This window comes from Streptosporangium sp. OZ121 (assembly GCF_051918885.1).
In the GTDB taxonomy this organism is placed as follows: Bacteria; Actinomycetota; Actinomycetes; order Streptosporangiales; family Streptosporangiaceae; genus Streptosporangium.
The window spans coordinates 41337-53991 of the sequence record NZ_JBPXMC010000043.1 but is presented as its reverse complement, the minus strand read 5'-3'; the positions used below and the strand labels follow the sequence as shown (position 1 = coordinate 53991).

12 protein-coding genes are annotated in these 12655 nt (G+C 72.3%); 8 read left to right on the top strand and 4 right to left on the bottom strand.

Features of this window, described 5'->3' with window-relative positions; translation table 11 throughout:
• Positions 1–178: 178 nt before the first annotated feature.
• The 5 genes from ACTOQ1_RS40200 to pflA all read left to right on the top strand — a co-directional run bounded on the left by ACTOQ1_RS40200 (position 179) and on the right by pflA (position 3494).
• Positions 179–331 (top strand): hypothetical protein, encoded by a 153-nt coding sequence (locus tag ACTOQ1_RS40200; protein WP_440073553.1) that lies wholly within the window; start codon positions 179–181, stop codon positions 329–331.
• Between the two features lie 98 nt (positions 332–429).
• Positions 430–858, top strand: coding sequence for an Hsp20/alpha crystallin family protein (locus ACTOQ1_RS40195; RefSeq protein ID WP_440073552.1), 429 nt, complete (start codon positions 430–432; stop codon positions 856–858).
• Positions 859–935: 77 nt separating this feature from the next.
• Entirely contained in the window at positions 936–1634 is a 699-nt protein-coding gene (locus ACTOQ1_RS40190; RefSeq protein WP_440073551.1) for a CBS domain-containing protein, read from the top strand.
• Positions 1635–1795: 161 nt separating this feature from the next.
• Complete coding sequence (locus ACTOQ1_RS40185) at positions 1796–2392, top strand: CBS domain-containing protein (protein WP_440073550.1); 597 nt, start codon at positions 1796–1798, stop codon at positions 2390–2392.
• Positions 2393–2672: 280 nt separating this feature from the next.
• Positions 2673–3494 (top strand): pyruvate formate-lyase-activating protein, encoded by an 822-nt coding sequence (pflA, locus tag ACTOQ1_RS40180; RefSeq protein WP_440073549.1) that lies wholly within the window; start codon positions 2673–2675, stop codon positions 3492–3494.
• Between the two features lie 77 nt (positions 3495–3571).
• Here pflA and ACTOQ1_RS40175 read toward each other — a convergent pair whose 3' ends face one another.
• The 4 genes from ACTOQ1_RS40175 to ACTOQ1_RS40160 all read right to left on the bottom strand — a co-directional run bounded on the left by ACTOQ1_RS40175 (position 3572) and on the right by ACTOQ1_RS40160 (position 9692).
• Complete coding sequence (locus ACTOQ1_RS40175) at positions 3572–4438, bottom strand: universal stress protein (RefSeq protein ID WP_440073547.1); 867 nt, start codon at positions 4436–4438, stop codon at positions 3572–3574.
• A gap of 91 nt (positions 4439–4529) precedes the next feature.
• On the bottom strand, positions 4530–7037 hold the full coding sequence (locus ACTOQ1_RS40170) for a cation-translocating P-type ATPase (protein ID WP_440073546.1): 2508 nt from the start codon (positions 7035–7037) through the stop codon (positions 4530–4532).
• Between the two features lie 219 nt (positions 7038–7256).
• Positions 7257–7790 (bottom strand): universal stress protein, encoded by a 534-nt coding sequence (locus ACTOQ1_RS40165; RefSeq protein ID WP_440073544.1) that lies wholly within the window; start codon positions 7788–7790, stop codon positions 7257–7259.
• 201 nt (positions 7791–7991) lie between these two features.
• The gene (locus tag ACTOQ1_RS40160; RefSeq protein WP_440073543.1) at positions 7992–9692 is read right to left on the bottom strand and encodes a GAF domain-containing protein; all 1701 of its coding nucleotides are present in this window, start codon (positions 9690–9692) and stop codon (positions 7992–7994) included.
• A 238-nt stretch (positions 9693–9930) separates the two neighbouring features.
• Between ACTOQ1_RS40160 and ACTOQ1_RS40155 the strand changes: the two genes are divergently transcribed.
• The 3 genes from ACTOQ1_RS40155 to ACTOQ1_RS40145 all read left to right on the top strand — a co-directional run bounded on the left by ACTOQ1_RS40155 (position 9931) and on the right by ACTOQ1_RS40145 (position 12311).
• A complete protein-coding gene (locus ACTOQ1_RS40155; protein WP_440073541.1) occupies positions 9931–10362 on the top strand; it encodes an MEKHLA domain-containing protein in 432 nt (143 codons plus the stop codon).
• A 168-nt stretch (positions 10363–10530) separates the two neighbouring features.
• Entirely contained in the window at positions 10531–11235 is a 705-nt protein-coding gene (locus tag ACTOQ1_RS40150) for a ThuA domain-containing protein (RefSeq protein ID WP_440073540.1), read from the top strand.
• Entirely contained in the window at positions 11220–12311 is a 1092-nt protein-coding gene (locus ACTOQ1_RS40145) for a Gfo/Idh/MocA family protein (protein ID WP_440073539.1), read from the top strand. The genes ACTOQ1_RS40150 and ACTOQ1_RS40145 overlap by 16 nt, the downstream gene beginning before the upstream one ends.
• The last annotated feature ends 344 nt before the right edge of the window (positions 12312–12655 follow it).

Here is a 12655-nt window from a genome sequence, read left to right as displayed (position 1 = left end):
CCACGACCACTACATCGTGGTACGCGCCGAGCAGATCACCGGCCGCCGCCTCACCTCCGGACACGACGAGCAGGAGAGCTGACCGCCCGCCCAGGACCTCCCCCTGGAGTCGTTCCGGCATGCCCCGGGCCTTGCGTCCCGTCGGCCCCGACGCCTGCGGCCGTCACCGGCCCTGCTCGTGATCGGGCGGAATCCCTCGGCCGGCGCCTTCGACGTGCTGCTCGCCCCCGGGCGCCCCGGCCGGATGTCCCTGATCCGGATCGACGAGGCCGACGACCGGGGTGGGACCGCCATGATCCACCTCGCCCCGAAGCACCTTGTGCGGCAGTGACCAATGGCGGCCTCGCGGGGACCTCCGGCCCTGCATCCGGCCGTCCACCAGGCGTGAGATGGAGATGAGAAACACAAGGAGACCACGGAGGTGGGCAGATGACCACACTCATCCGCAGGGAGCCGAGAGGACTGTTTCCGGAGATCTTCGACTGGCTCGAAGGACCGCTGGCGGGATTCCGCCCGGCGATCGGCCCTTCGATCCGGTTCGAGGACTACGTCAAGGACGGCAGGTACGTCCTGCTGGCCGAACTCCCCGGTATCGATCCTGACAAGGACCTCGAGATCACCCTCACCGACGGCGTCCTGGCCATCCACGCCGAACGGCACCACGAGGAGAAGGACACGCACCGCACCGAGTTCCGGTACGGCGCGCTCACCCGCTCCATCGTCCTGCCCGCGGGCGCTGACCCCAAGGACGTCAAGGCGGTCTACGACAAGGGCCTCCTGGAGATCAGCGTGAAACTCGACGACAGCAAGGTCGCGGGTGTCCGCATCCCCGTCGGCAAGGCGCGCACCACCAAGTAACACATCCGGCGGGCCCGCTCGGGCGAGCGGGCCCGCACCATCACAGGGCCCGCACCATCACAGGTGGAGAACATGCCATGCGCACCAAGGTAGAGAACGTCATGACCAGGAACGTGGCGCTGGTCACCGCCGACACACCGTTCAAGGACATCGCCGAGACGCTCATCGCGCACGCGGTGAGCGCGGTCCCCGTCGTGGACGGGGAGGGCCGTGTCACCGGCATCGTCTCCGAGGCGGACCTGCTCGCCAAGGAGGAGTTCCGGGAGCAGTACTACCGTGAGGGCTACCAGCCGCCGCTGCGCGCCCGGCTGCGGCACCGGCTGAACCCGGAAGGCCGCGACCTGAAGGCCAGGGCTCGGGGCGACATCGCCGCCGAGCTGATGACCTCCCCCGCGATCACCGTTTCCAAGGAGACGTCGACGGTCGGCGCCGCCAGGCTCATGGAGGAACACGGGATCAAGCGGCTCCCGGTCGTCGACCGGGATGGCCGCCTGGTGGGCATCGTCAGCCGCCGCGACCTGATCAGGGTTTTCGTCCGGCCCGACTCCGACATCGCCGACGAGGTTCGCGAGGAGGTCCTCGGCCGCTCCTTGTGGGTGGACACCGCGCAGGTCAGCATCCAGGTCGACCACGGTGTCGTCACCCTGGCCGGCACCATGGAACGTCGCAGCGAAGCCGAGATAGCGGCCCGGATGACCGGTCGCGTCAACGGCGTCGTCGACGTGGTGAGCGAGGTGCGCTGGAAGGAGGATGACAGCACCTGGAACGGAGGTTGAACCGGCCGGATCCCCGCCTCCTCACGGCCCCGGCCAGGACCAAGGAGTCCACCCCGCCCGGAAGCAGACGACATGCGCGTGAACGTCAGCGGGGTCGCCGATGTGGTCGGCGGGCCGCCTCGGGGCCGTGAGGACGTCCCTGTCTGGAAGGATCGATGAAAATGCTGGCTCGCGATATCATGACCGGCCCGGTCGTCACGCTCCTGCCCGCCCACTCGGTGCGCTGGGCCATTCGGGTGCTGTTCGCCAACGCCATCACCGCCGCCCCCGTCCTGGACGACGACGGAACGCTCGTGGGGATCGTCAGCGAGATGGACCTGCTGCGAGGCGAGTTCCAGCCCGACCCGCGTGCCGCGTTGCGCCCGATCCTGGGCCACGCCTCTCCCCCGCCGCTGCGGGTGGAGGAGGTGATGACCCGCCAGGTGGTGACCGTCACCCCCACGACCGACGCCGCCCGGCTGGTCGAGCTCCTCGTCGCCAAGCGCGTCAAGAGCCTTCCCGTCCTGCGGGACGACCGGGTGGTGGGCATGGTCAGCCGGCGTGACCTGATACGCGTGCTGGCCCGTTCCGACGAGGAGCTGCGCGCGGACGTGCTCGCCGCCCTGTCCGAGCAGTATCCCCTCGGGCCGCGCTGGGAGGTCGCCGTCCACGACGGTGTGGCCACGCTGGGCGGGCACGCCGACGGCCACCACGACCGGATCGCCGATCTGCTGGCCAGGACCGTCCCGGGCGTCGTCCGGGTGAGGCACCTCCCGTGACGGGTTGAGTGCCCGGCGTTCCGGCAGGGCTGACGCCGCCGTACGTCACCGCCGGCGAGGTGGCCGGGTCCTTCCCGGCGATCCAGGACGTTGGTCCCGTCCATCGGTGACCTCCGGCCGATGAGACGGGCCGCGCGAATGACGACAGTGGAAACGTGGACGAGAGGCGAGGGAGTTCCCCGATGACGAGCATGACCGGCATGTCGGCCGAGCGACAAGAGGCGACCCCGGCGCCCTGGCTCGGTTTCCGTTTCCACGGATCGCTGTGACGGAGGCCGCGATGAACCCGGCCGCGCGATGCGCGCGGATGGACGGCGACCGCGAAGCCGTGATGCGGCAGGGCGAAGCCGAGCTTCGCCCGCCGCCCGCGACGCCGGGCACCGGCGTCGTCAGTTCCTGGGACCTGTCCATCGGCGTCGACGGACCCGGCACCAGGTTCACGGTGTTCACCGCCGGTTGCCCGCTGCGCTGCCTGTATTGCCAGAACCCCGAGACCTGGCGGATGCGCGACGGCCGCCGCGTCACCGTCGACGAGGTGATGGCCGAGGTGGACAAGTACCGCAGGTTCGTCACCGTGGCCGGCGGCGGGGTGACCGTCAGCGGCGGCGAGCCGCTGCTGCAGCCCGGCTTCACCGCCGAGTTGTTGCGCCGCTGCCACGAGAGCGGCCTGCACACCGCCCTGGACACCTCGGGTTTCCTGGGCGAGCGGGCCACCGACGCGCTGCTCGCCGACACCGACCTGGTGCTGCTGGACATCAAGTCCTCCGACCCGGCCGGCTACCGGCGCCTGACCGGCGGTTCGCTGGAGCCGACCCTGCGCTTCGCCCGCCGCCTGGCCGAGCTGGGCCGCCCGGCCTGGATCAGGTTCGTGCTGGTCCCCGGGGTCACCGACGCCCCGGACAACGTCGACGGGGTCGCCCGTTTCGTGGCCGGCCTGGACAACGTCGAGCACGTCGACGTCCTGCCCTACCACCGCATGGCCGCCGAGAAGTACCAGCGCCTCGGCCTGGCCTTTCCCCTGGCGGGTGTGCTTCCCCCCGGCCAGGCGCTGCTGGAGCGGGTCCACGCCCAGTTCCGGGCGTACGGCCTCACCAGCATCTGACCGGCGCGGGACTCCCTGACGGTTCGCCTCAGGGAGTCCCGCGCCCGAGCCGCTCGCCGGCCGGGTGGCGGCGCCGGTCAGGAGGAGCCGGGAGGCTCCGGGGCGGGGGTCACGACCAGGGGGCAGGCGGCGTGGTGCAGCAGCGAATGGCTGACCGACCCCAGCAGCAGCCCGGTCAGGTCACCGCGGCCGCGCGAGCCGACGACCAGCAGGCCGGCGTGGGCCGAGGCCTCGGCCAGGACGTGCGCCGGGTGGCCGTGTTCGAGCTGTTCGGTGACCTTGACGTCGGGGTAGCGCTCGCTCCAACCGGCCAGGGCCTCGGCCAGCAGGCGCCGCTCGACCTCGGCCGTCTCCTCCGCGGCCTGCAGGGCGAAGGGGCCGCCACCGGCGATCGGACGGCTCCAGGCGTGCACCGCCCGCAGGCCGGCACCGCGCAGGGACGCCTCGGAGAAGGCGAATCCCAGGGCGTTCGCGCCCGCCGCCGAGCCGTCGACGCCGACGACCACCTCTTCGGCCGGCTGGGTGGCCGAGTCGCGGACGACGGCCACCGGGCAGGTGGCCCGCCCGGCGACCCCCAGCGCGACCGAACCGAGCAGCATCCCCGCGAAACCACCCAGTCCGTGGTTGCCGACCACCAGTAGTTCCGCGTCCGCGGCGGTCTCGATCAGGATGGCGCGCGGGTCACCGCCCAGCAGCCGCGGCTGCGCCGCGACGCGGGGATCTTCCTGGCGGGCGCGCTCCAGTGCCGCGTCCAGCATGGACGTGGCCCCCTCGCGCATCCAGCGGCCCACCTCGGCGTAGCGATCCTCCTCGGAGACTTCCAAGGGCCAGGCGGGCATGGCGTGCACGATGCTCAGCGCACTGCCGCGGGCCGCGGCCTCGCGCGCCGCCCAGCCCACGGCCGCGAGCGCGGCCTGCGAACCGTCGACTCCAACTACGATCATGACATCCTCCTCATGGTGCCCATGGCACCATCACACCGGCGGGCGGCCGGAGGGCGACAGCGGTAAAGGTCCTTTGCCCGAGGGACCTCCGTCACCGTGTTCGGGGTCCTGACCCCTCGTGATCGCGGCCGGGACGGGCGCCGGCCCCGCTCGCGACCGCCCACCGGACGAGGTCGCAGAGCAGGGGGGTGAGCACGGCCGTACCCAGGGCCAGCGCCCACCCGGCCGCGGGCAACGGCACCAGGGCCAGCGGGGCGCCGAGGAACGGGACAAGGGTGACGAGCGCCTGGAGCAGCGCGGTGGCGACGACCGCGATCGTGACCGTGCGGCCGTGCCACCATCCCCGTTCGAAGGTCCACCGGCGGGCCCGCACGACATAGGCGAGGGTGAGGCGGGCGAAGACCAGCGCGAGGACCGCCTGGGTGCGCACCTGCTCGTCGCTCCAGCCCATCCGGCGGGCCGCCTCGACCGCGGCGATCACCAGCAGGCCGACGATGAGGGACCGTAGCCCGACCCGCCTCAGTACGGCGCCCGACAGCAGGCCGCCCCGCTGTGGCCGCAGCGCCAGAGGATCTCCCGCGGGCCGGTCGACGCCCAGGGCGATGGCCGGAATCCCGTCCAGCGCCAGGTTGATCCAGAGCAGGTGCACGGGAAGCAGCGGGATGATCAGGTCGGGCCACAGGATGAGACCGACGAGTACCAGGAGGATCTCCGCCAGGTTGCCGGTGAGCAGGTAACCGATCATCGAGGTGACGTTGTGGCGCAGGCGCCGTCCCTCACGCACTCCGGTGACGATGGTGCCGAGCTCACCGTTGGTGACGACGACGGCGGCCGCCTCCCGCGCCACGTCGGTTCCCTCATCGCCCGCCATCGCCACGCCCACGTCCGCGTGCCGCAGCGCGGGCGCGTCGTTGACGCCGTCACCGGTCATGGTGACGACCTCTCCGCTCCCGCGCAGCGCGTGGACCAGGTCGAGCTTGGTCGCCGGATCCACCCGGGCCAGCACGCTCGCCCCGCGCAGCCGCCCGGCCCTGCCGGCGACGCTCTGTCCTTCGAGGGAGGCGCCGGTGACCACGGCGCCGGACTCGATGCCGACCTCATCGGCCACGGCCCGGGCGGTGTCGCCATGGTCACCGGTGACCATCATGACCCGGATGCCGGCCGCCCGGCAGTCGGCGACCGCCTGCAGGGCCGAGGGCCTGATCTCGTCGCGCAGCCCGAGCAGGCCGAGCGGGCGCAGCCCGTCGGCGTCCAGGTCATCGCTTTCCTTCTCGGCCAGCGCGAGCACCCGCAGGCCCTGGCGGGCGAGATCTGTCACGGCGTTCATCAGACGGCCGGTCTGCTCGCCGGGCACGCAGCGGGCCAGCACCACCTCGGGTGCTCCCTTGACGGTCAGCAGCGGCCCCTCGGTCACCACGGCCATGGAACGGGTCTCGGCGTCGAAGGGCCGGGCCTTCAGGCGTCTCTCGCCCTCCGGCAGCCGGGCCCCGTTGCGCTCGGCGGCCGCGCGCAGCGCCACGTCGACGGCGTCCCCGAGCCCGTCGCGGGCGTCGTTGCAACGCAACGCGGCCCGCCACAGGTCGGCACCGGCGACCGGGACCTGGTCGACGACGGCCAACCGCCCGGTGGTCAGCGTCCCGGTCTTGTCGGAGGCGATGACGGTGGTCGCGCCGAGCGCCTCGATCGCCGAGAGCCGGCGGACGATCACTCCCAGCCTGGCCATCCGCTGGGAGCCCAGGGCCAGCGCGGTGGTGACGGCGGTGGCGAGACTTTCGGGAACGGCGGCGATGGCCAGCGCGACCCCGGCCAGCACGATGTCGAGCAGCGCGGCCTCCCCGCGGCTCACGCGGGTCAGGCCCAGCAGGACCATGACCACTCCCGCCGCCAGCGCGAGCAGTCCGATCCGCCGCGACGCCTGCGCCAGGTCCACCTCCAGCGGACTCTTCGGCTGCCGCCCCCCGAGGGCACCCGCGATGCGTCCCATCTCGGTCGCCGCACCGGTCCGCTCCACCAGGGCCGTCGCCGATCCTCGGACGACCAGGGTGCCGGAGAACAGTTCCCCGTCGCGGTCACCGAGCGGAACACCCGGCCCGCCGGCGCCGCCGACCTGTTTGCCGGCCGACTGCGACTCCCCCGTCAGCATGGCCTCGTCGACGCCCAGGGCGCTGACCTCCAGCACCCGCGCGTCGGCGGGAACCCGGTCTCCGGCCGCGACCTCGATCACGTCTCCGGGCACGACCTCGGCGGCCGGAACGCGCCGGGTGACACCGTCCCGCCTGACCTTGGCCATGGGCGCGCTGAGCGTGCCCAGCGCGCGGACGGCCTGGTCGGCCTTGGCCTCCTGACCGGCGCCGATGGCCACGTTCACCACCAGGATGGTCAGGATCGCGATTCCCTCGGGAATCTCGGCCAGGACGAGCAGCGTCACCAGCCCGGCGATCAGCAGCAGGATCGACAGCGGGTCGGCGAGTTGCCGCGCCACGCGGGCCGGCAGGGTGGGCGGCCGGGAACGCGGAAGTTCATTGGGGCCGTACTCGTCCAGTAACCGGGCAGCCTCCGCGTCGCCGAGCCCCGCCGGGGTGTCCGCCTTGATAGTCATGTGTCCAGCAGATCATTACGGTGGCGGCCGGACCCCGAGGCGAAAGCCATCAGGGCGAGGGACCTTCGGCCCCGGTGACAGCCACCCCGGCACGGGTGGCGCGAGTGGGGCGCTCGCCGGTGCGCGGCTTCCGGAACATCCTGGCGCGGGAGCTCTCTCCCGCGGGCGGGAGCCCTCCGGTGCCCGAGCGTGGAAGACGGCGCGGGCGCCGTCTTCCGGTCAGGCGAGTGCCGGATGTGCCGTTCCGGTCGTGGATCCGGTCGCGGCACGCGGGGCGGGCACGTCGGCGTACCGTGCCCGGTCGACCTGGTCGGGGGTGACGACGACGGTGGGGCAGGCCGCCAGGGCGAGGCAGGCCCGCAAGGTCGCCCCGGGGTATCCGCCGCCCGCTGCCGGCCGGAGCCCTCCCAGGACGAGGAGGTCGGCCGTCTCGGAATGGCGCGGCAGCGCCCGCGCGGCCCTGTCGCGGCAGAGCAGTGAGCGCACGTCGAGTTCCGGATACCCGGCACGGACGGTCGCGACCGCCTGGCTCACGACGGTTTCAGCGATCGCCTTCCGGTCCGCCTCCTCGGTGGGTGCCCGGCCGGGCCCGTACGGTGCCCGGCACCGCATGAGGTCGCCCCACGCGTGGAGGACCACCAGTTCCGCGCCGCTGCGGCGGGCTTCCTGGGCACCCCAGCTCAGTGCCGCCCGCCCGGCGGCCGAACCGTCGAAGCCGACCAGGATGCGAGAGAACGGCTGTCGACCTGTCATGGGATCCTCCGTGATCCGTCCCGTGGCCCCGGTGGTGGAAGGGGTTCGCCTTCATGCAACCGCGACCGGCCCGACCCCGGCCAGGGTCGCTGGTCCCGGTTCGCCGGGACCAGCGACCCTCCTGTCACCGGCTGGGGCCGGAGAGCGCCGAGGCGTACGGAGGTAGCGGCCCGCGGGTTCTCACCGGTGCCGCGCCGCCTGTCAGGTGAGGGGTACGCGCCAGGTCAGCCGGGTCCCGCCCTGCGGGGAGGAGCCGGCCTCGAAGGAGCCGCCGAGCGCGGTGGCGCGTTCTTCCATGTTGCGCAGGCCGCTGCGTTTTCCCTCGCCGGACAGGCCGACGCCGTCGTCGGTGACGGTGAGGGTGAGCCGGTCATCGGCCGTCTCGGTGAAGACGTCGGCCTTGGAGGCCTTGGCGTGGCGCACGATGTTGGACAGCGCCTCACGCAGGACGGCCAGCAGGTGCTCGGCGACCGGCGCGGGCACCCTGTTGTCGAGCTGTCCCTCCATCCGCAGGCCCGGCATGAAGCCCAGGTGCCCGCGCGCGCCCTCGACCAGCTCCACGATCCGCGCGCGCAGGCTGGGCTCGTCGGCCTGTCGGGGAGTCTGCAAGGCGAAGATCGTCGAACGGATCTGCCGGATGGTCTCGTCCAGCTCGTTGATCCCGTGCTGGAGCCGGCCCCCGGCCTCGGGGTGCTCGACGAACCGCACGATGCTCATCAAGGTCATGGCGACGGCGAAGAGCCGCTGGATGACGACGTCGTGCAGGTCCTTGGCGATCCGGTCGCGGTCTTCCAGCAGTCCCAGCCGCTCGGCGTCCTGGCGGGCCTCGGCCAGCTCCAGCGCGACCGCGGCCTGTCCGGCGAAGGAGTGCAGGGTCCGCAGCTCGCCGCCGCTGAACGGCAGGCGGCCTGGTCGCTTGCCCAGCACCAGCACCCCCCGCACCGCCCCGGCGGCGCCCAGCGGCACCGCGGCGGCCGGACCCACCGTCAGATCACGGGTGAGGGCGGCGGGCAGATCCGCCTCGCCGAGATCGTTGACCATGACCGGCTCGCCGCCCAGCAGGGCCCTGCCCGGGAGCGAGCCGGTGACGTCCACCGTGGTCCGGCCGAGCCCGTCGGCACCCGGACCTTCGGCGATCATCACGTGCAGGACCTCGCGGGCCGCGTCAGGAAGCATGATCATCGTGGTGTCGGCGGCGGCCAGGTCCCGGGCCCGGCCCGCCACCAGGGTCAGCACCTGATCCGGTTCGGCGCCCGACAGCAGGCTGGTGGTGACCTCCGCCGAAGCCTGCAGCCACATCTCCCTGCGCCGGCTCTCCTCGTACAGGCGGGCGTTCTCGATGGCGACACCGGCCGCGGCGGCCAGCGCGGTCACGATCGCCTCGTCCTCCTCGTCGAACTCGCCGCCGCCGCGCTTCTCCGTCAGATAGAGGTTGCCGAACACCTCCTCGCGCACCCGGACCGGCACCCCCAGGAACGACCCCATCGGCGGGTGACCGGGCGGGAAGCCGTAGGACGCCGGATGGTCGGAGATGTGGGCCAGCCGCAGCGTCTGCGGCTCCTTGATCAGCAAACCGAGCAGGCCGAGCCCGTGCGGCCAGTGCTCGATCCGCGCGATCTCCTCCTCGCTCAGCCCCACCGGGACGAACTGCAGCAGCGTGCTCTGCTCCCCGGCCACGCCCAGCGCGCCGTAGGTGGCGTCGACCAGCCTGGTGGCGGTCTCCACGATCCGGCGCAGCACGGTCTCCAGGTCCAGGTCGCTGCCCACCGCGACCACCGCCTCCAGCAGCGCGTGCACCCGGTCGCGGGTGGCCAGCACCGCCTCCAGACGCCCCTGCAACTCCGACAGCAACTCGTCCAGCCGCATGTTCGGGATCAGGGAACGCGGCTCCTTTTCCGTCATAGGGCGAAGTCTCGCATCCGGCGGCGCCGACGCCCACCCCGCGCCGGAGATCGTCCACGTCCGCCCCGCCGCTCGCCACCGTGGTGTCGGCTCCGCTCGTGCGGCGGGAGCGACCGCACGCACGTGTCGTGAAAGCCCTGCTCGACCCCGTCGGCCCGATGGCCCGCCGCCCGTCGTTGGGTTGTTTTGGGTGTTTTATCCTTCAATGCGACAAATAGGAACTGCGAACGGCCGTCACGTGAATCCCGACCTCTTCGACCTGCTGGCAGGCAGCCACCTGCGCCTCGTCGGCACCCCGCTGGCAGGCCCCGAGACCACGGCGCGCTGGCTGTACGAGGACGCGCCCTTCGGCGTGCTCGCGCATGACGCGGCGGACGACCCCCGCTTCATCTACGCGAACGTCACCGCCCAGCGATGCTTCGAGTACGACCACGGGGAGTTCGTCGGCCTGCCCTCCCGTCTCTCGGCGGAGCCGGCCCGCCGTGAGGACCGCCGGCGGCTCCTGGACGCCGTGCATCGGGACGGCTTCGCGACGGGCTACCGGGGACAGCGCATCGCCAAGTCCGGCCGCCGGTTCTGGATCGAGGACGTGACGATGTGGAACCTGGTGGACGGGGACGGCGTACTCGTGGGCCAGGCGGCGACCTTCCAGCGCTGGCGAGACGCCTGACATCCCGTACGGCGAAACCGAGCGAAGACCGCACCGAACAGGTGCCGGCCCAGGTACCGGAAACCGGGCCACCCGCCTCGTGAGTGACCAATGATGCTCGAGTAATAGTGATCCAAGCCGCGAAATGTGAAGATTGCAGTCGTTTGTCCCCGAGCGATAGGTGAAAGCATGACAGGCGATCGCGCGCGCAGAGCTCTGGTGGTCCGGGGCGGCTGGGAAGGGCACGACCCGGTGGCCGCCACCGAACTCTTCGTTCCCTTTCTCCAGGAGCACGGGTTCGAGGTGCATCGGGCGGACTCCCCCGCGCCGTACGCCGACCCCGCGTTCATGTCCGGTGTCGACCTCATCGTGCAGTGCTACACCATGGGCACGATCGAGCCGGCCGAGATGCGCGGGCTCGAGGCCGCGATCCGCGCCGGTACCGGAATGGCCGGCTGGCACGGCGGCATCGCCGACGCCTTCCGCGGCTGCTCAGAGTACCTGCACCTCATCGGCGGGCAATTCGCCTGCCATCCCGGCAAGGACCCGGCCGAGCAGGACGGCTCGCAGGCCGACTACTTCGTCCCGTACACCGTCACCATGCTGCCCGAGGCCGCGACCCACCCGATCACCGCGGGCGTCGCCGACTTCGACCTCGTCACCGAGCAGTACTGGGTGCTGACCGACGAGTACATCGACGTGCTGGCCACCACGACCCAGAAGGTCCGCCCGTGGGACCCCTGGCACAGGGAGGTCACCTCACCGGCGATCTGGACCCGCGGCTGGGGCGACGGAAAGATCTTCGTCGCGACACCCGGACACGACCTCGGCGTCCTGCGCGACCACAGCGTGCGCACCGTCATCGAAAGGGGGATGCTGTGGGCCGGCCGGTGAACGTCGGCGTCGTCGGATGCGGGTTCATCTTCGGCCAGTACGTCCGGAGCATCGAACGGCTGCCGGAGCTGCGGCTCGTCTCCGTGGCCGATCTCGACCCCGAACGGGCGAGGGAGGCGGTGCGGGGATGTCCGGAGGTCGAGGTGCTGAGCGTGGCGGAGCTCATGGCCGATCCGCGCGTCGACGTCGTGCTGAACCTGACCGTCCCCGCCGCGCACGCCGAGATCACGCTGCAGGCCGTCGCGTCCGGCAAGGACGTCTACTCGGAAAAGCCCCTCGCCGCGACCACCGCCGACGCCGCGCGGGTGCTGCGCGCGGCCGCCGAGGCCGGAGTACGGGTGGGCTGCGCGCCGGACACCGTGCTCGGCACCGGCACACAGACCGCGCGCAAGGCGATCGACGACGGCCTGATCGGCAGGCCGGTCGCGGCGACCGCGATCATGCTGACGCCCGGCCACGAGGGCTGGCACCCCAATCCCGACTTCTACTACGCCCCCGGCGGCGGCCCGCTCATGGACATGGGCCCGTACTACATCACCAGCCTGGTCACGCTGCTCGGGCCGGTGACGACGGTCATCGGCGCCGCCAGCCGCACCCGGGCCCGGCGGACCATCGCCACCGGCCCCCGTCGCGGCGAGGAGATCCCGGTCGCCGTCGACACCCACGTCACCGGCGTGCTGGTCCACGCGTCGGGGGCGCTGTCAACGCTGGTGATGGGCTTCGAGGGAGCGGCCACCGGTGCGCCCCCCATCGAGGTGCACGGGGAACGAGGCTCGCTCTCCGTCCCCGATCCGAACCACTTCGACGGCTCCGTGCTGCTGGCGAGGATGGGCGAAGAGGACTGGGAGACCCTCCCCGCCGCGGCCGGCCACGTCGGGGCCGGGCGCGGCGTGGGCCTCGCCGATCTCGTCACGACCCCGGCGGGCCGGGAGTCGCGCACGGGCGCGACGCTGACGTACCACGTGCTCGACATCATGGAGTGCCTGCTGTCCTCGGCGCACTCCAGAACGGCGGTGACCGTCACCAGCACCTGCGAGCGGCCCCAGCCCGTGACCTTCCGCCCCGCCCCGCGATGAGCCGCACGCCTTGACAGGGCCGTCCGCACGTGGATCGCGTCGTCGCGGCCGTACCCGGCCCCGTGCGGCTGTGGTTCCCGCGCCGTGCCCGGTGACAGCCGCCACCCGCCGGTGACCTGCGAGCGTGGCTTTCTTGGCCGAGTCGATCCGTCGAAGAGGCGGTACCCCGACCGATGCCGGGGTACCGCCTCTCACACGCCGTCCACTGCCGGAAGGGGCAGGCCATGCCTGCATGCGCACCCGCCGCCGGATCCGCGCCGAGGTGCGCCGCCGCCGCGAGCGGACCTGCCAGGGCCTGCTGGACGGCGTCGGCTGACGTTCGAGGCCGCGGGCAAGCCGGCGTC